This window comes from Odoribacter sp. (genome assembly GCF_985060555.1).
The window spans coordinates 29,302-47,510 of sequence record NZ_CFKYFN010000014.1 but is presented as its reverse complement, the minus strand read 5'-3'; the positions used below and the strand labels follow the sequence as shown (position 1 = coordinate 47,510).

14 protein-coding genes are annotated in these 18,209 nt (G+C 43.2%); 9 read left to right on the top strand and 5 right to left on the bottom strand.

All coding sequences use genetic code 11. The annotated features are described in order from the left end of the window. Window positions 1-152 precede the first annotated feature (152 nt). The 3 genes from AC5RDS_RS01910 to AC5RDS_RS01900 all read right to left on the bottom strand — a co-directional run bounded on the left by AC5RDS_RS01910 (window position 153) and on the right by AC5RDS_RS01900 (window position 4,146). A complete protein-coding gene (locus AC5RDS_RS01910; protein WP_118103368.1) occupies window positions 153-671 on the bottom strand; it encodes a GNAT family N-acetyltransferase in 519 nt (172 codons plus the stop codon). Between the two features lie 272 nt (window positions 672-943). Next, on the bottom strand, window positions 944-2,434 hold the full coding sequence (locus AC5RDS_RS01905; RefSeq protein ID WP_175315753.1) for an OmpP1/FadL family transporter: 1,491 nt from the start codon (window positions 2,432-2,434) through the stop codon (window positions 944-946). Window positions 2,435-2,451: 17 nt separating this feature from the next. Beyond that, window positions 2,452-4,146, bottom strand: a complete 1,695-nt coding sequence (locus tag AC5RDS_RS01900; RefSeq protein ID WP_195457647.1) for a dermokine domain-containing protein — start codon at window positions 4,144-4,146, stop codon at window positions 2,452-2,454. Between the two features lie 178 nt (window positions 4,147-4,324). Here AC5RDS_RS01900 and proS point away from each other — a divergent pair, with 178 nt between their 5' ends. The 3 genes from proS to AC5RDS_RS01885 all read left to right on the top strand — a co-directional run bounded on the left by proS (window position 4,325) and on the right by AC5RDS_RS01885 (window position 7,678). Continuing rightward, a complete protein-coding gene (gene proS / locus AC5RDS_RS01895) occupies window positions 4,325-5,800 on the top strand; it encodes a proline--tRNA ligase (protein WP_013611398.1) in 1,476 nt (491 codons plus the stop codon). Window positions 5,801-5,887: 87 nt separating this feature from the next. Then, window positions 5,888-7,108, top strand: a complete 1,221-nt coding sequence (pepT, locus tag AC5RDS_RS01890; protein ID WP_217778157.1) for a peptidase T — start codon at window positions 5,888-5,890, stop codon at window positions 7,106-7,108. Window positions 7,109-7,375: 267 nt separating this feature from the next. After that, window positions 7,376-7,678, top strand: coding sequence for an aquaporin (locus AC5RDS_RS01885; protein ID WP_013611396.1), 303 nt, complete (start codon window positions 7,376-7,378; stop codon window positions 7,676-7,678). A 238-nt stretch (window positions 7,679-7,916) separates the two neighbouring features. Here AC5RDS_RS01885 and AC5RDS_RS01880 read toward each other — a convergent pair whose 3' ends face one another. Then, complete coding sequence (locus tag AC5RDS_RS01880; RefSeq protein WP_013611395.1) at window positions 7,917-8,813, bottom strand: helix-turn-helix domain-containing protein; 897 nt, start codon at window positions 8,811-8,813, stop codon at window positions 7,917-7,919. Between the two features lie 174 nt (window positions 8,814-8,987). Here AC5RDS_RS01880 and AC5RDS_RS01875 point away from each other — a divergent pair, with 174 nt between their 5' ends. Then, window positions 8,988-9,248, top strand: coding sequence for a hypothetical protein (locus tag AC5RDS_RS01875; protein ID WP_195305619.1), 261 nt, complete (start codon window positions 8,988-8,990; stop codon window positions 9,246-9,248). 25 nt (window positions 9,249-9,273) lie between these two features. After that, a complete protein-coding gene (locus AC5RDS_RS01870) occupies window positions 9,274-10,356 on the top strand; it encodes an MBL fold metallo-hydrolase (protein WP_494222186.1) in 1,083 nt (360 codons plus the stop codon). A 24-nt stretch (window positions 10,357-10,380) separates the two neighbouring features. Here AC5RDS_RS01870 and AC5RDS_RS01865 read toward each other — a convergent pair whose 3' ends face one another. Next, a complete protein-coding gene (locus AC5RDS_RS01865; RefSeq protein WP_013611393.1) occupies window positions 10,381-10,761 on the bottom strand; it encodes an MmcQ/YjbR family DNA-binding protein in 381 nt (126 codons plus the stop codon). Between the two features lie 445 nt (window positions 10,762-11,206). On the opposite strand from AC5RDS_RS01865, the gene AC5RDS_RS01860 reads away from it, so the two are divergent. From AC5RDS_RS01860 to AC5RDS_RS01845, 4 genes are all read left to right on the top strand, one after another. Beyond that, complete coding sequence (locus AC5RDS_RS01860; RefSeq protein ID WP_013611392.1) at window positions 11,207-12,376, top strand: FecR family protein; 1,170 nt, start codon at window positions 11,207-11,209, stop codon at window positions 12,374-12,376. Between the two features lie 183 nt (window positions 12,377-12,559). After that, window positions 12,560-15,937 carry a SusC/RagA family TonB-linked outer membrane protein gene (locus AC5RDS_RS01855; protein ID WP_286693630.1) on the top strand — a complete coding sequence of 1,126 codons (3,378 nt, stop codon included), beginning with the start codon at window positions 12,560-12,562 and terminating at the stop codon, window positions 15,935-15,937. An 11-nt stretch (window positions 15,938-15,948) separates the two neighbouring features. Beyond that, on the top strand, window positions 15,949-17,463 hold the full coding sequence (locus AC5RDS_RS01850) for a RagB/SusD family nutrient uptake outer membrane protein (RefSeq protein ID WP_013611390.1): 1,515 nt from the start codon (window positions 15,949-15,951) through the stop codon (window positions 17,461-17,463). A gap of 6 nt (window positions 17,464-17,469) precedes the next feature. Next, complete coding sequence (locus tag AC5RDS_RS01845) at window positions 17,470-18,174, top strand: DUF4843 domain-containing protein (protein WP_013611389.1); 705 nt, start codon at window positions 17,470-17,472, stop codon at window positions 18,172-18,174. The last annotated feature ends 35 nt before the right edge of the window (window positions 18,175-18,209 follow it).

Below are 18,209 nucleotides of genomic sequence, written 5' to 3'. Positions count from 1 at the left end.
TTTGGGGGTAATCATATGGGTTGCTGCTATGATCTTCGGGGCGAGAAAACAAGGGTTTATCAAATAATCGTGTGATGAAACAATGGTAGTTTTACATATGGGAAAGGCGCATAGCTCTGATGAAGTGACAGATTGTTCGCCAGCAACCAAAATTACGTTGTCGATACTTGTAGCTTTTTTTCTCTCAAATTGCCCTGATATTCTCCATCTGTTATCGTTCTAACATATTCATACCCTAATTTTTCATACCATGAATTCAGTTTTTGATTGCCTACTATACAATCGAGCCTCACAAAGTGCATACCCTGCAATCGTGTATACTCCTCTATTCGTTGGAGAATCTCTTTTCCGGCATTCTTTTCTCCGATAGCAGCTACAAGGTTATGAACATAATATGCTTTGCCATTCGATTGTCCACAACGGACATCTTGCGTTAACAATACAGCACCTGCTATAATCCGATTGCTGTCTTTAGCAGTCAATACATACAGCAATCCTTTTTCAGCAGCCTGAATATAATAACCGTCAGGATAACGTTCACGATAATGGCTTTTATTCCATTGATTTATACCGTTACAATCCATCCATTCAATACGGCGTTCTATAAGTCCGATAATATCGGGGACATCGTAAATGGTTCCTGAACGGAATAGGGAATTATGTAATACCATATCATTTGAGTTCTTTCATTTGGCAGTTACAAAATTAATCATTTTCCGCATATCACATGATGAACAAGTATATATTAGCTGAATAAACCACTTCCTTTTATTTCAGAAAAAGAATTAATTTATCCTTCCGGTAATAATATCGGTATTGTAAAACTTTCGAAAGGAATATTGTTCCTGTCTGACTTCCAGACAGTATCGAAAATACCGAGGGTTACAGATGTTAATTCTAACCGCTGTAACCCTTGTTGCTTAAAAGCGCTTTGATCTTGTTTTTAGAATCTGATTCCCAACGTGATTCGGGCTTCATTACTTAGGTATTTGTTTTTTACAGGTTCGGCTTGAATGTCGTAGTAGGAATAAAATACGGTTTCATTCTCCGAGAACTTATGAATAAATGCTGCATCACAATAGAACATACCGAAATTGAGGCCGGCTCCTGCAGTAAAAGCCTGAATGCGGTTATAATTTTTATGAGTTTCGTTGTGGTAGGGGGAATCCCAGAATGCATAACCGGCCCGCAGGCTGAACAGACTGTTGAAACGATATTCGGCACCAACCCTGAAATTATGGGTAGCACGAAGATAATCTTCGATGTCCTGGTTGGTGGTTTGTTCCATAGAACCGTCATAATCGTCTTCAATCTCGCTGATATTGGCATTCTGGTAATTGACATATTCGTAATCGACACTGACGATAGCCTTTTGGTTGAGTACCGTGGCCATGCTTAACATAGCCCGCCAGGGGGTACGCATATTAAAATCTACCGAATAGTCCGGACTGTAAAAATCGAACTCGTAGCCCTCTCTGCCATTTGACGGATCTTGTGACGTATAGAAAGACGAGTATATCGAAGTGGCCATGCTGTAATTCATATTGTACCAGGTCGGGGTATGGATGGCAGCTCCTAACCGGATTTCCGGGATAGGACGATAAATTACCCCGAATTTCAGATTGGTACCCACTCCATTCATTTTCTTATATTCATAATAAGTATAATAATCTAATCCACTGGGTGAATTTTCGGAGGGAGCTTCCGTATATCCGGAATGCATTTTATACCAGATGGACTGAATACCGATGGTCAATCCCAGGTACAATTTGTCTTTATAATTGGTACCGAAAGAAAAAGCATATTCTCCCTGGTTACCGTCTTCTTTCATGCGTTTGGTCTGGGCCACAATTTCTCCATTATGGAAGATAGAGTGATAGTAGCCGAAATTAGGATCTTCTTCATCCTTGTTCCGGTTGATCAGGTAACATTGATAAGCCAGATAGTTGCGGAAAGAATTCAATTCATCGGAGGGATAATTTCCGCTGCTTGCGGCCAATACGTCCAGCAAAGAGGTGGAGGAGTTCCAGATCACCTGATCGGTTTTTCGGTTGAAATTATTCAAATTGGTATAATTGATACCGAAATTGATGCCTTTCCAGTCGAAGTTGGGAGAATAAAAAGCGAATACAGCTCCCAGATCTCCCAATTGGAAAGAATTATCTTTAGGACTATAGTCGGTAGCCTTGGTGTTGGCAAAATTTAAACTGGGCGTAATGGAGATTTCCGATTTCCTGAAAACGCCGATACCGGCCGGGTTGGAACTTAGGGTTGACAGATCACCCCCCAAAGCTCCGAAGGCACCCGCCATACCTGCCGAACGGGCTGTTCCCCAGTTCTGTATCCTTGAAAATTGTACGGCATCCTCGAAAGTCTGGGCTTGTGAAGCAAATGTGAATCCCAGAAGAACGGATAATATGATTACTTTTTTCATGATGTACTGGTTTAAGTTTATCTTCTAGTTGGACGATTTACTGTGCCCCGGGAGGAACCACCCGAACTCCGGGAAGGGCTGTAACTACTGCCTGAACTCCGGGAAGGCGATGAACTCCGGGAAGGGGTATAACTGCTACCCGAACTCCGGGAGGCCGATGAAGATCTCCGGGGAACATAATTCGAAGAACTGTTGTTATTATAAGTCGGTCTGTAACTATTTTGAGGACGATTATAAGTTTTTACATTACCTGAACCGCTACCGGACGGACGGGTATACCGGTTGTTCGTAGTGGTTGAAGGCCGGGTTGTGGTAGATGGCCGGTTAGTCGTCGTTGATGGCCGCGTTGTCGTTGTCGGGCGATTCGTCGTTGTCGACGGCCGGGTGGTTGTCGACGGCCGGGTTACCGGACGTGTTCCCCCTTGTGAGGGACTGGACGTATTGGTTCCCCGGCGTATATTCGAGCCTGTATTCGGCCGGGTGATCGTTCCTGGACGGGTAGTTGTCGTATTCGGACGTGTCGTACCTGTCGGCCGGTTGATACCGGAAGTATTGGGGCGTGTTGTGCCCGGACGGTTAATCGTTCCGGTTGAACTGCCCGGACGGGTGGTTGTTCCTGTTCCTGGCCGTAAAGAGTTGCTGGTGCCCGGGCGTAACGCACTTCCTGTACCCGGACGGGTGCTGTTCGGGCGGTTCAACCCATTGTTGCTGTTGGGCCGATTTCCGTTTGGGCGTATGCCGCTTACTCCGCCTCCGAATCCAGGCCGTTGTCCTGCCCAATGAGGCCGGTTGGGCCTGTTGGGATAATGACCGCTTCCACCGCCCCAGTGCGGATAATCCCAACCGGGATGTCCCCAATGTGGGTGATGCCAGTGTGGATAACCCCATCCCGGATAGTAACCACCGTACCAGGGGCGATACCAGGGATCGTACCAACCTCCGTACCAAGGATCGTACCAACCTGAATTCCATCCGAATCCGATGCTCCAGCCCGGACCGCCCCAGCCCAGATTCAGACTCCAGTTGAAACGGTTGTTGAAAGTAGCGTCGAAAGCCCAACTGTCGAAGCGGGGATTGTTCCATACGATGGTCCAGATATATTTCGGATAAGTACCGAAAAGCAGGGAAGAATATAAATTGATATTCGTATTGGACGGAAACCACCAGTAACGTCCGTTATCTGTATAGACATTCCAATCCGAATCGAACGAAAGGTTGAGGGCTATTTCCTGCCCATTGCTGAAATTGGCGAATCCTTCGGGATACATGTTGATGATCCGTTGTATTTCTGCCAAATCGCTGGCCGGGCCCCGGTAGCCTCCGATCCAGTATCCGGTATTTTCGTACAAGGTCATATCGATCTCTTCATTGTTGGCAAGCTTCTCTTCTGCTTCCCGGGTCAAGCTTTGGATATTCACTTGCTCCAATTGCCCGCTACGGGCATTGATCTTCGTGTTGTTACTACTCGAGAAGGTGGCAGGCGGTGTACTGCTACCTGCTGAACGGGAGATTTCCCCGGCTAAGACAGTCGGATCGACCGGTTGTTCGGTCCCGATATCATGTCCGGTAAGATTTTCTACTTCCCGGATAGCCAGCGCTTTTTTCCCGGGGACGTAATAGATATCGTCCTCCATGATAGAGCTGAAATTCCGGGTAGTGGAACAGGATACTATTATAAAAGCAAGACCTGCTATGTATAAAGAAAATTTCATGTTGTTTTATTTATTCGTTTTATTATTAATATCAAAAAGTATACCAAGAAAAAATTTGCTATTGTTTTTATAATTCTTTTTTAACCTGTTGCCGATCATGGAATAAAAATAATCAAATTCGGTCACATCTACTATTTTTTTCCTTAAATTTGCTCCCGTTTTATCAAATAATAAGAAGATGGGCAAGTTTTTAACATCAAGAAGCGAAGATTACTCACAATGGTATAATGAATTAGTGGTAAAAGCCGGTTTGGCCGAACAATCCGTAGTGAGAGGATGTATGGTGATCAAGCCTTACGGATATGCGATCTGGGAGAAGATCCAGCGTCAGTTGGACGATATGTTTAAACAAACAGGGCATGTCAATGCTTATTTCCCGTTGTTGATTCCCAAATCTTTTTTCTCTAAGGAAGCCGATCATGTCGAGGGGTTTGCAAAAGAATGTGCTGTTGTGACGCATTATCGCTTGAAAAATGACCCGAACGGAGGAGGAGTTGTTGTCGATCCGGCAGCAAAATTGGAAGAAGAGTATATCATTCGTCCGACTTCGGAGACCATCATCTGGAATACTTATAAAAACTGGATACAATCCTATCGGGATCTGCCGATTTTGTGTAATCAGTGGGCTAATGTGATGCGTTGGGAAATGCGTACCCGGATGTTTTTGCGTACGGCTGAATTTTTGTGGCAGGAAGGACATACAGCCCATGCTACGAAAGAAGAGGCATTGGAAGAGGCCAATAAGATGGTGAGGGTGTATGCCGATTTTGCACAAAATTGGATGGCTGTTCCCGTCATTATGGGCTCGAAGAGTGAGAGCGAGCGGTTTGCAGGTGCCCTGGAAACCTTTACGATCGAAGCTCTGATGCAGGATGGAAAAGCTTTACAAGCCGGTACTTCGCACTTCCTCGGACAGAATTTTGCCAAAGCTTTCGATGTACAGTTCACCAATGCTGAGGGAAAACTCGAATACGTGTGGGCAACTTCGTGGGGGGTATCGACCCGTTTGATGGGCGCTCTGATCATGGCTCATTCGGATGATAACGGTTTGGTATTGCCTCCGAAATTAGCACCTTTGCAGGTGGTTATCGTGCCGATCTATAAAGGGGCCGAAGGATTGAAAAAAATCAGCGATAAAGTACAGGGGCTGATCGAAAAACTGAGAGCTAAAGGAATCTCCGTAAAATATGACGATCGCGATACTCAGAAACCGGGGTGGAAATTTGCCGATTACGAGTTGAAAGGTGTGCCTGTGCGTTTAGCGATGGGAGAACGGGATTTGGAAAACGGTACCATCGAAGTGGCTCGCCGCGATACTTTGACGAAAGAAACTTTGCCTTTGGAGGGTATTGTCGGACATATAGAAAAATTGTTAGAGGATATCCAGGAAAATATTTATAAGAAAGCATTGGATTTCCGCAATAGTATGATCACTAAAGTGGATTCGTACGATGAATTTAAAAATCTGCTGGAAAGTAAAGGCGGATTTTTCCTTTGTCATTGGGATGGTACTGCAGAAACTGAAGAAAAGATAAAAGCCGATACCAAAGCGACGATCCGTTGTATTCCTTTCGATAGCCCTGAAGAAGAAGGAAAAGATATGGTGACCGGTAAACCGTCTCATCGGAGAGTGTTGATTGCGAAAGCCTATTAATGTAATATGTAAAAAGCTAAAAGCTGGCAGGTAAGTTTGCTGTTTTTAGCTTATAGCTTTTTACTTTTAGCTTTTTTGCTTTTTATGATGAATGTTACTGACCGTTTTTTGAAGTATGTAGGTTATGGTACTCAGTCTGATCCGAATACGGGATTGAATCCCAGTACACCGGGACAGATGGAGTTTGCCCATGTATTGAAGGAAGAGATGGAAGCTATAGGTATCCAGGAGGTGGAACTGGATGAATACGGCTATGTGATGGGAGTTATACCTTCTACTGTGGAACGGGAAACGCCGGCTATCGGGTTTATCGCCCATATGGATACCAGCCCCGAAATGAGTGGCAGGCATGTGAACCCCCGGATTATCGAGAATTATGCGGGCAATGATATTGTGCTGAACAAAGAGAAGGGAATCGTACTTTCGACGGAGGAATTTCCGGAATTGATGAATTATGTGGGGCAAACATTGATCACTACAGATGGGAATACCTTGTTGGGTGCTGACGATAAAGCCGGAATCGCCGAGATTTTGACCGCAGCCGAATATTTGATCGGACACCCCGAAGTTAAACACGGTAAAATATGCATCTGTTTCACTCCCGATGAGGAAATAGGGGAAGGGCCCGATCATTTTAATGTAAAAAAATTCGGGGCTAAGTTTGCCTATACGATGGATGGAGGAGAGATCGGAGAATTGGAATTTGAGAATTTTAATGCCGCTAATGCCCGGATCGTTTTCAAAGGACGGAATATTCATCCCGGGTATGCGAAGAATAAAATGGTCAATTCGATTGCTGTAGCCAATGAGTTTATGGCTAGTCTGCCTAAAAAAGAAGTGCCTGAAAATACTTCCGGTTACGAAGGTTTTTTCCATGTGTATTCGATAAAGGGAGATGTGGAAACTACCGAGATCGAAATCCTGATCCGTGATTTTGACCGGGAACGTTTTGAATGGCGCAAAAATACGATCGAGAACGGGGTGCGTGAATTTTCCAAACGTTTTGGGTTGAAAATCGAGTTGGAATTGAAGGAGCAGTATAGCAATATGCGTGAAAAGATCGAACCGGTTCACTACATTATCGATATTGCAAAGCAAGCCATGCAGGAGTTGAATATCAAGCCGTTGATCGTGCCGATCCGGGGAGGTACGGATGGGGCACGGTTGTCGTTTATGGGGTTACCTACTCCGAATCTTTTTACGGGAGGACATAATTTTCACGGGCGCTATGAATATATACCCGTTTATGCAATGGAAAAAGCCGTACAGCTGATTATACGGATTGCCGAATTGTGTACGAAAATCTAGTTTGACTTTTTAAATCGTTTCATAAGGCAGAAATTCAGAAAACCGACTTTCTTTTCCGGCTTCGGATTGTTTTCTGGTTAGAGATGAAATTATATCTCGTCATCACGTTGTGATTGTCATTGATATTCCGGTCCGATCGGGTGATGAGCCGGTAAGAATCGGTATTGTTGCCGAAACCGGTTCAGGAACCGGTTTCGGTTGGGAAATATTGTGATAAATTAAAATAAATTCACTACTTTTGAGGAAGTGTTTTTAAATAGCGTGGTTATGAAAAAGTACATTTCTGAAATGATCTTTACTTTCATCTTTGTACTGGTTGTTTTGGGTGTAACCGATGACAAGAAGGGAACACCGGTGATGTGTGGTTTGGCGATCGGACTGACGTTAGTGTTGGTACATATCGTTTGTATCCCTATCACAGGAACTTCTGTAAATCCTGCCCGTAGCATCGGACCGGCTCTTTTCGAAGGGGGGAAGGCATTGACACAGTTATGGTTGTTTATTGTCGCTCCTTTTGCCGGTGCTGCTTTATCGGCTGTCGTGTGGAAGAGTATCGGCAGCGAAAAATAACGATTCGAATTCTTTCGTTCTTGTCGGGAACAGGACTGCCTCTGTTTGGATAGTCCTATAAATTCTCCCGACCAGAACGAATGAAGTTTCGGTGAACTGAAAAGCGGATAAAGTATAACAATGGGCGGGGAAAGCATCGTCCAATCGACGAAAGTCCCCGGGGGAGCGGGAATCTGACGTATTTCCCTCTTTTACGATGCTTTCAGGCTTTATGTTATCGGAGTAACCGATAGGGCTGTTAATTCAGCATCCGGTATTCGTTGGGAGTGACTCCTACCACTTTCTTAAATAGGCGGCTGAAATGTTGCGGATATTGGAAACCGAGCTCATAAGCGATTTCGCTGATGGTTTTGCCGGTGTCGAATACTTTTTCTTTTGCGATATCGATCAGTTTGGTCTGGATATGTTCGGAAGCGGTTTTCCCGGTCTCTTTTTTGATCAGATCGCCGAAATAATTGGCGGACAGATGCATTTGATCTGCACAGTATTTTACTGTCGGCAGGCCCGAACTCTCCGGTTTTTCGGAATAGAAATAGTCGTTCAGCAAATTTTCGAACCGGGTGAGAATGTCTTTGTTGACATTTTCGCGGGTGATGAATTGACGGTCGTAGAAACGGACACAATAGTTGAGGAATAATTCGATATTGGATACGATCAACCGCTGGCTGTGTTTGTCGATGGTGTGATGCAGTTCTTCTTCGATATTACGGAAACAGTCGATGATGATATGACGCTCTTGCTCGGAAAGATGAAGGGCTTCGTTCACCTGATACGAAAAAAAGGTATAGTCTTTGATCGTACGGCCTAGAGTGGTTCCCCGTAAAAGATCCGGGTGAAAGACCAGGGCCATCCCCTGCGGTTGATAGACTTTACCGTCGTCTTCGACACCGATGACCTGTCCGGGAGCGAGAAAAACAAGTGTTCCTTCCTGATAATCGTAATAGTTACAACCGTACCGAAGGTTTCCACATTTTATTTCTTTCAGAAATACCGTGTAAAAGCCGAAAGAATGGAGACCGTGCCGTAGACGGCATGATTTGGCCAGATCGATGACATTAACCAGCGGATGTAAAGTCTCTTGTCCTAAAAGTTCATTATACTGATGAATCGTGTCGAATTTTTGAATGGTATTCATGGCTGTTGTATTTTATTCGATACAAATTTAAATATTTTTTTATAGCCTGATTCATAGGATGTACCGGATCGGTAAAAATGGTAGGATAATCCGTAATTGGTGTACTCCCGACCTGTTTGTCTCCCGTATTTTTGTCATGTCGGAAAAACTTTATAATTTGGAAGATGAAAAAATGTGAAGACTATAAAATTGAAGAACGGTATTGAAATGCCGGTTTTGGGTTTCGGAGTCTGTCAGGTGGCTTATTTCATTGCAACCAGGGCGGAGACGGAGCCGGAAAAGATCGAACGTACTTTCGATTGTTTACGGGGTACGGCTTGTCTGGAAAATTCCTGCGGGAAAAGGGTGATCGCTGTCACCGGACTATGGCAAAAGGGAGAAATGAACGGTTTGCTTGATATGAAGCAGACCAATGAAATGGGTAAAGCGGTTTAAGGCCGGGAAAATAAGTCGGAGAAATATGGGTAAAAAAAGATTTCGTATGATGTGGGTGATTTTGAGTGTTATCGTTTTGTCGGCTCTAGTTGGAGTCGTATTTGTGAATATGCCGCAATTCGGTCGTTTACCCCGGGGAGAACGTTTGGCTAGAATCGAACGCTCGGCCCATTACCGGGATGGAGAATTTCGTAACTTACACGAAACGGTATTGATGACTTCCGGCAAAGGATTTTTTCAAAATTTGACGGGCTTTTTATTCAGGAAACAAGCAGGACTAAAGCCGGATAGTACTCTGCCTGTTATCAAAACCGATTTACAGACCTTGAACCTCTCAGAAGATCTGTTGGTTTGGTTCGGCCATTCTTCCTATCTGATCCAGATGGAGGGGAAACGTTTACTTGTCGATCCGGTATTTTGTACGGCTGCACCTGTTTCGTTCGTAAACAAACCTTTCAAAGGAACGGAGGTGTACCGGCCGGAAGATATGCCCGATATCGACTACCTGATCATTACCCACGATCATTGGGATCATTTGGATTACCGGACAGTGACGGCTTTAAAAGATCGTGTGCAGAAAGTGGTATGTCCGTTGGGGGTAGGTGAACATTTCGAGTATTGGGGGTTTTCTCCGGAGCGGATTGTGGAATTGGATTGGGAGGAACAGGCCCTGTTGGATGACGGCTTCCGGATACATTGTTTGCCGGCTCGTCATTTTTCGGGACGCGGATTGGCCCGCAACCGTTCGTTATGGGCCTCATTTCTTGTGACCGGCTCCCGACGTAAAGTTTTTATCGGCGGGGATGGTGGATACGACACGCATTTCGCTGAAATCGGTATGCGTTTCCCGGATATCGACTGGGCTATTCTGGAAAACGGTCAGTACAACGAAGGGTGGAAATATATCCACCTGATGCCCGGATATATGGCAGCGGTAGCCAGGGAATTGAAAGCGGCAAAAATTCTGACGGTTCATCATTCTAAATATGCTTTGGCTGCTCATCCCTGGGACGAACCGTTGAAGAATGCACGGAGGATGCGGGATAGAGATTCGCTACCTGTAGTTATTCCGCAAATAGGCGAAGTTGTAAATATGACGGGACATTAACCGGATGCTGTATGGATATGCTTATCAATCATCATCTGAGGTCAGCTTTTCCCGTTCTTTTTTGCTTAGGCTTCGGACTACGATTTCGTAGGATTTGCCGACCAGTTCTTTTATCATGATATCGGGGACATCCTGGTTAAAGTAAATACTGATCCAATATTTCTTGTTCATATGCCAGCCCGGTTTTATTCCAATATATCCGGCTTGTAATTCTCCGGATTCTTCGGGTTGGCATTTGAGGCAACAAAAATCGAAAACTTCGATATTGACGAAGCAAAACCATTTATCCGCTACGTAGAAACACAGGACGTCACGGCTGTATTTATCGGCAACTCCTGAAAATGGCATCTTTTCGTATACTCCTTTGAATGACAAGCAATATGCTCTGAACTCTTCAATATTCATTTCTGTTACGATGGATGAGACCGGACAAAAATACGGTATATTTATTTAGATTCAAGCTTAAATTCTCCTGTTTTTATGGATAGATATCCGGAAATGTGCCGTAGGCCGGGTATTGAAATTATCTCTCTTTCTTTTCAGGGTTTGGCTGCAACGTATGGTTATCCGGTCGGCTGGAATAGCAGAATGTAAAATGTGGTCGGTTGGATGATTTTGTAGAAAGGGGTAGACTTGTAAATAAATAAATTTTTTTCAATCCTGACTACCCCATTTTTCGTTTGAGATTGTTATAAGAATGAAAACACAATAAATTTCAGCAGATTTTTCAAAATTTAATGAATGTAATTAATCCGGAATGAGGAGCTTAAATCTGTAAATAGAAAGACTTTGAAAGTGGCAGAAAGCTATTTGACGATTTTTGATTTAGGATAGATTAAAAAATGTTTTTATGCGATTGGATATGAATATTTTTCAGATAGCGGCTAAGTATGCAGCCAACTTAATGGGGATTGCTACGCCGGAAGAACGGGAGGCGTTGGAAAACTGGAAGCAGGAAAGCGTGTGGCATACCAATCTGGCGGAGAGATTGGATCAGGAAGAAGATTTTAAAGAAAACCAGCAGTTGTTGGAACGTTTTTCTGTTACAGAGGCCTGGAAAAAAATGGAGAAGAATCTGGATAAGGCTATGGGAAGACGTGCCGGGGGGAGGAGGTGGTGGAAATATGCTGCTGTCATTTTAGTGATGTTGGGAGGTGGATTCTGGTATTTTCAGATGAAAACAGCTGTGCCCGTAAAGCCGCCCCTTATTGTGCAGCAGAGTATTCCTTCCGGAAAGCGAAGTGCAAAATTAACCTTAGGAAATGGAAAGGTGGTAAAGCTTGTTCCGGACGGTCGGTTTACTTTGGCAGAGATGGATGGTACTGTGATTCAAAAGGATTCTACGGGGATTGATTACAGGCAGATCGGAGTAGGTGAAGATACGCTTGTTTATAATCAGATGGAAACTTTGACCGGGATGGAGTATACGTTGACTTTATCTGATGGTACGCGGGTTTATTTGAATGCTGAGAGCCGGCTAAAATATCCGGTAGTATTCCGTGGCACAGAGCGGGTGGTAGAATTGAGTGGAGAGGCTTATTTTAAAGTGTCTAAAGATGCACTTCGTCCTTTTGTAGTAAAGATGAATGGGGTGAATGTACGGGTGTTGGGGACTTCGTTTAATGTTCGTTCATATGCAGATGAAGGGCAGGTGGTAACAACTTTGGTGGAAGGAAAAGTGAAGGTGAACGATCAGGATATTGTGGCAGGAGAGCAGGCCGTGTATTCGAAAAATGACGGTAAAACGACCGTACGGCAGGTTGAAGTAGAACAATATGTGGCCTGGCAGGAAGGAACGTTTGTATTCCGGAATGAACGATTGGAAAATGTTATGAAAACATTGGGGCGTTGGTATGGGGTGGAATTTCATTTTATAGACGAAAGAGCTAAAGAAATCCGGATCGGTGCAAGGTTTGGAAGGTATGATGATATGCAACCGATTGTTGATATGATAAAGAAGACAAATTTAGTAGAGGTGTTGCAGACAAACCGTTGTTTGTATATATCGGAGAAAAAATGAAATTAAAGATGATGATACTGAATACGAATAGGGTGGATGGCAAGGGGATATGAGGATAGAGAAATGAAAATATAGCGTTTGGGGTATACGGGTTTGAAATAAAAATGTTCCCGGTGGTCTGCGAAACTGGCCGGGAACATGCTTAAATAATCAAAGTGTGTTAAACTTTAATTCAACAAATTTATGAAAAAAAATCCTGGAATGGTTTTTCCCGCCCGGGGAAAACTCTCTAAAATTTTATTTGTGGTGAGACTGAAGTTTTTTTTGATTCTGTTTAGCTGTTTTCAGCTGAATGCAGCAGTACATTCTCAAAATAATGTAAGAATCAGTTTGGATTTGGAAAATGTGTCTTTGGAACAGGTGATCTGGGAGATTCAAAAGAAGACGGATTTTGTGTTTATGTACGGAACCCGTGACATTGAAGGAGTGAAGCAATTGACGGTACAGGAAACGGATAAGGAGGTGAATGAGATTTTGAAAACGTGCCTGAAAAATACTGGTCTTTGGTTTGAGATTTCCGGAAATGCCGTAGTGATAAAAAAAGAAGTGACAGCAACCGAAGGTCGTAAGATCACCGGAAAAGTGGTGGATGAAAAAGGGAATCCACTACCGGGAGTGACGGTCATTATCAAGGGAACTTCTTTAGGGACGGTGACTAGCGTAGAGGGAGAGTTTACAATCACTTTACCTGTGGCTGATGGACAAGCCTTGTTGTTTTCTTTTGTGGGGATGGAGACGATGGAGGTGAAGATTACGGATAAGAATGATTATAAGATTGTCTTAAAGGAGGATGTAAAGGCACTTGACGATGTGGTGGTGACCGGATATTTTAATAAGAACAAAGATAGTTTTACAGGGGCACAGGTAACCGTGAAAGGGGACGAGCTAAGGAAGGTGACTACCGGGAATGTGCTTCAGGCACTTTCTGTATTTGATCCTTCTATCCGCTTTGAGGACAATATAGACATCGGATCGAATCCTAACCGGATTGCTGATTTTACGATTCGGGGAAATTCTGGAATCGGGCTGACTGAATTTGAAAAGGAAGCAGTGAGCCGGGATAATCTGAAAAATAATCCGAATCTGCCTACGTTTATCATGGATGGTTTTGAAGTAGATGCAGAGAAAATTTTTGACCTCGATATTGAACGGATCGAATCGTTGACTATTCTGAAAGATGCTTCGGCAACGGCTATTTATGGTTCTCGGGCAGCGAATGGAGTGATTGTTATCAAAACGAAAGCTCCCTCGGAAGGACAGTTGCGGGTGAACTATAATTTTACTGCTTCTATCGCTATACCGGATTTAAATGGATACGACTTATTGGATGCCCGTGAAAAGTTGGATTTTGAAAAGAGCATAGGCATGTATAAAGATAATAATGCTGATGCGCAGATCAATAAAGATAAAGATTATAATTATAAACTGAGTCTTGTTGAGAGTGGAGTGAATACCTATTGGTTGTCTCAGCCTTTGAAGGTAGAGTTTAATCAAAAGCATAGCATATTCATTGAAGGTGGGGATAAAGCGGTTAGATATGGTATTGATTTTAAGTATGATAAAGACAATGGGGTGATGAAAGGATCGGCTCGTGACCGCGGAGCTTTAGGTTTTTCACTTTCTTATAATCTAAAAGATAAACTTTTAGTAAGGAATTATCTGACTGTCAATAAAGTAAAATCTAAAGAATCCCCTTATGGTGACTTTTCCCAATATGCCTTGCTGAATCCCTATTATCCTTTTCAGGATGAGCACGGTAATCTGATCCGTAAGATGACGCAATACATAAATACCAATAAACAAATTTGGAACCCTGTGTATGAAGCAACGGTAGGAAATCGGGATGAAAGCGAGTATCTGGACGTGACCAATAATTTCAGTCTGGAATGGAGTATCGTACAAGGATTACGTTTGCGGGCCAATTTCTCTTACGGTGAAAAGAAAGAACAAGTGGAGACTTTTATTTCACCGGAATCATTGCAGTATGAAAGTTATGAGTTGTCGTCCGGTGAAGGATTGTTGAATAAAGGAGAAGGGTACCACGGGACGAGTAATACGTATAGTATGGATTTTAACTCGGTATTGACTTATTATTTGGGAGTGGGTAAACACTTTGTCAATACGGCATTAGGTGTCAATCTGACAGAAAGTGGTAGTCGTAGTGTGAACTTCGACGTGAGAGGTTACCCTTCCAAGATGATGGATTATATCTCTTTGGCGAAGGAGTTTACCAATACCCATCCCGGAGGAAGTGAGGGAAAAACCCGATTGGCAGGTTTTTTTGCCAATGTCAATTATTCTTATGCGAATCGCTATTTATTGGATTTATCGGCTCGTTTGGATGGTTCGTCCATGTATGGTTCGGAATCTAAATTTTCTCCTTTCTGGGCAGTTGGTTTGGGTTGGAATATACACCATGAAAAATTTATGGAAAATACCGGTATTTCCAGACTGAAGATCCGTGGGTCTATTGGAACGACAGGAAAGGCTTCTTTTCAACCCTATCAATCTCAGACGATGTTCGAATATATACAGGACGGCTGGTATGCGACAGGAATCGGGGCAACCCTGATGGCTTTAGGGAATCCGAATCTGAAATGGGAAACGACGACTGCTTACGACTTGGGATTGGATTTCGGCATGTGGGAAGATCGGTTGACGGTGACTTTCGGGTATTATCTGAAAAAGACCAAAAACCTTTTGAGCAGTGTTACTTTGCCTACTTCTCTGGGATTTATTGATTATAAAGAAAACCTGGGACAGATGGAAAATGAAGGAGTGGAATTGGCTTTACGGAGTTTTGTCTATAAATCGAACGATTGGAATGTCAGTCTGTTTGTGAATATGGCTCATAATAAGAATCGTATCGTATCCATTTCGAATGCTTTGAGTTCCTATAACGATAAAGCCGATCAGGAACAGGCTAACAATGACGACTATAAAACCAAGCCGATGGTCCGGTATAAAGAGGGAAGATCTTCAACCGCTATTTATGCGATGAAATCGTTGGGTATCGACCCCGCTACCGGAAAAGAGTTATTCCAGCGTCAGGATGGTACTAATACGTACGTTTGGGATCCGAAAGAGAGTGTGGTGTGCGGTGATACAGAACCGAAAGTGACCGGAGCATTCGGAACGAATATAACCTGGAAGCAACTCAATCTAAACATGAATTTCAGTTATCGTCTGGGAGGACAGGTGTACAACCAGACCTTGATCAACCGGGTAGAGAATGCTGATCCGAGAGATAATGTAGACCGTCGGGTATTGGAGCAACGCTGGCAGAAACCAGGCGACCATACATTTTATAAAGACATCAACGATAAGTCGACGACTCCGGCTAGTTCCCGTTTTATACAGGATGAAAATGTATTACAGTTGGGATCTTTGTCATTGTCTTATGATTTGAAGAAAGAATGGCTGAAACCTATCGGTTTTGATATGGTTCGTTTGACAGCAATGATGAATGATGTGTTTCGTTTGTCGACAGTGAAGCGGGAGAGAGGGATTTCTTATCCATTTGCCCGTAGCATGAGTTTAGGTGTAATGGTTCAATTTTAATGCAATAGAATATGAGTTACAAAAAAATTAAAAATATGACAGCTGCAATCCTGTTGGGATGTGCTGTCCTCTCACAGTCCTGTACGTCGTGGTTGGATATTACTCCGGAGGCACAGGTGAACGACAAGAAAATATTTTCTACTCCTCAGGGATTTAAGGATGTATTGAACGGGATTTATATTACCGCTTCGGGTGAAAAATTGTATGCCAATAATTTATTGTTCGGATTTACGGATGTTTTGGCTCAGTATTACGCTATTCCGGACGAGACACATGAGTTTGCCCAGTTGGCCAAGTACCAATACAAGGATGTGAATATTTCGCCTAAAATTGATGAGATGTGGCTGGAATTGTATTTCTGTATTGCCAATTGTAATATTTTATTGGAAAGATTGGAGGAAGTCGGTCCGGATTTTTTTGAGGATGAGCGTACTTATTATATTTTACATGGAGAAGCCAGGGCTTTAAGGGCTTTTTTCCATTTTGATCTGTTGCGTTTGTTTGCATCTTCGTATAAAGCAGATCCGGGATATACAGCTATTCCGTATATTACAAAATATTCGAATAAAGTGTCGCCTCAAAAGACGGTCAGTGAAGTGATCGATAGTGTGATTGTAGATCTGAAAGCTGCCGTTACCGATCTGGAAGGCCGGGATCCTATTTTTGATCCGTTGTATCAGGCAACTACTGGCTCGGATATGTATATGTGGACCCAGCCGATGCCTGACCGGAATGAATTTTTGTCTTATCGTGGATTCCGTCTGAATTATTATGCTGTGAATGCTTTGCTAGCACGGGTATATGCTTATAAACTGGACAAAAAACAGGCTTACGATTATGCTAAAATTGTGTTGGAATCGGGAGTATTCAAATTTATCGATTATTGGAAGATTACTAGCGATATTCAATATCGGAACCGGATTTTACGGCCTGAGATCGTCTTTGGATTCAATGTACCCCGGATGACTAAAGTGTTTGAACCTTATTCGCCCAGCTATAGTAGCAGCAAAAAGTGGTTGACGATAAAGAATAGTGAACAGATGTTTGAAGGAAGTGCCAATGATTACCGTTTGAACTATCTGATGGAGCATGAAATATTGGCTGCTTTCGATCGGCCCAGTTGTATCAAATTTGTGAAGCCTGAGAATGCTGATGAGATGACGGAAGAGGAGATGGGGAGGATAGCTCCGATGATTCGGATTAGTGAGATGTATTATTATGTTTGTGAATATCTGATGGATAGCGATCTGAATGGAGCTAAAACAGAATTACAGAAATTACGGAATGCCCGGAATGCCAAGGAGGCCTTGATTGCAAATTCACCCGCAGAGCTGGAAGATGTGATTGTTAACGATGCCCGCCGGGAGTTTATGTGCGAAGGGCAGCTGTTTTATTTCTACAAACGGTTGGGACGGAAAGTAGTAGATGAGTCCGGAAATTATACCATGACGGAGAAAGATTTCGTATTACCGTTGCCGGATGTGGAATTGGAATTCGGTAACAGATTGTCTGAACTTTATAAATAGAAAGGTATGAAAGCAAAGATATTGGCATTGATCATAGGGTTGGGAATGGGATTGGTGTTCTGTTCCTGTGAAAAAGACCTCGAAAAGTATTCGGGTACGGACTATATACGTTTTGTATCGGTGTTTGAAAAGGACAGTGTGGATTATAATTTCGGATTGGCTGGAAAGACAACGACAGATCGTATTGGCATAGAAGTGAAAGTGACAGGCGAAGTGTTGGATTATGACCGCGAATATAAGGTAAAGGTAAATCCGGCAAGTACGGTTCAGGAAGGGGTGCATTTCAATATTCCGGCGCAAAACTGTAAGTTGCGGGCCAATCGGGTTACGGATACACTTTGGGTTGAAGTGATGAATACAGAAGAATTGAAAGCGGAAAAATTGTATCTGCAGTTGGATTTGGTGGAGAGTGCCCATTTTAAATTGTGTTTCCCGGAGAGTAATAGTTGTAAAATATATCTGACTGATCGGATCGTTCGGCCCGGATGGTGGGATGAGTGGCATGAAACCGAAGGATTGGGTAGTTATTCTGAAACGAAATATCGTTTGTTTATCCGGATTAGCGGTACTTTTGATTTGGAAAATATTGCTTATCCGGAAAAGAGGGCCGCTATCCTGAAGTTTAAATATTATCTGGAAGAAGAAGCCGCTCAGGGACGGGTAATCATGGATGAGAATAATCAACCTATGCAGGTGAAGATGGTGGGATAGTAATAAAGGGGTACCAATTAAATTTAGATCGAGTT

Coding starts and splice junctions, on each gene's coding strand:
- proS (WP_013611398.1), top strand. CDS start 4,325: ATGGGCAAGTTTTTAACATCAAGAAGCGAAGATTACTCACAATGGTAT.
- AC5RDS_RS01855 (WP_286693630.1), top strand. CDS start 12,560: ATGAAAAAAAATCCTGGAATGGTTTTTCCCGCCCGGGGAAAACTCTCT.
- AC5RDS_RS01900 (WP_195457647.1), bottom strand. CDS start 4,146: ATGAAATTTTCTTTATACATAGCAGGTCTTGCTTTTATAATAGTATCC.
- AC5RDS_RS01880 (WP_013611395.1), bottom strand. CDS start 8,813: ATGAATACCATTCAAAAATTCGACACGATTCATCAGTATAATGAACTT.
- AC5RDS_RS01865 (WP_013611393.1), bottom strand. CDS start 10,761: ATGAATATTGAAGAGTTCAGAGCATATTGCTTGTCATTCAAAGGAGTA.
- AC5RDS_RS01910 (WP_118103368.1), bottom strand. CDS start 671: ATGGTATTACATAATTCCCTATTCCGTTCAGGAACCATTTACGATGTC.
- pepT (WP_217778157.1), top strand. CDS start 5,888: ATGAATGTTACTGACCGTTTTTTGAAGTATGTAGGTTATGGTACTCAG.
- AC5RDS_RS01850 (WP_013611390.1), top strand. CDS start 15,949: ATGAGTTACAAAAAAATTAAAAATATGACAGCTGCAATCCTGTTGGGA.
- AC5RDS_RS01870 (WP_494222186.1), top strand. CDS start 9,274: ATGGGTAAAAAAAGATTTCGTATGATGTGGGTGATTTTGAGTGTTATC.
- AC5RDS_RS01860 (WP_013611392.1), top strand. CDS start 11,207: ATGCGATTGGATATGAATATTTTTCAGATAGCGGCTAAGTATGCAGCC.
- AC5RDS_RS01905 (WP_175315753.1), bottom strand. CDS start 2,434: ATGAAAAAAGTAATCATATTATCCGTTCTTCTGGGATTCACATTTGCT.
- AC5RDS_RS01885 (WP_013611396.1), top strand. CDS start 7,376: ATGAAAAAGTACATTTCTGAAATGATCTTTACTTTCATCTTTGTACTG.
- AC5RDS_RS01845 (WP_013611389.1), top strand. CDS start 17,470: ATGAAAGCAAAGATATTGGCATTGATCATAGGGTTGGGAATGGGATTG.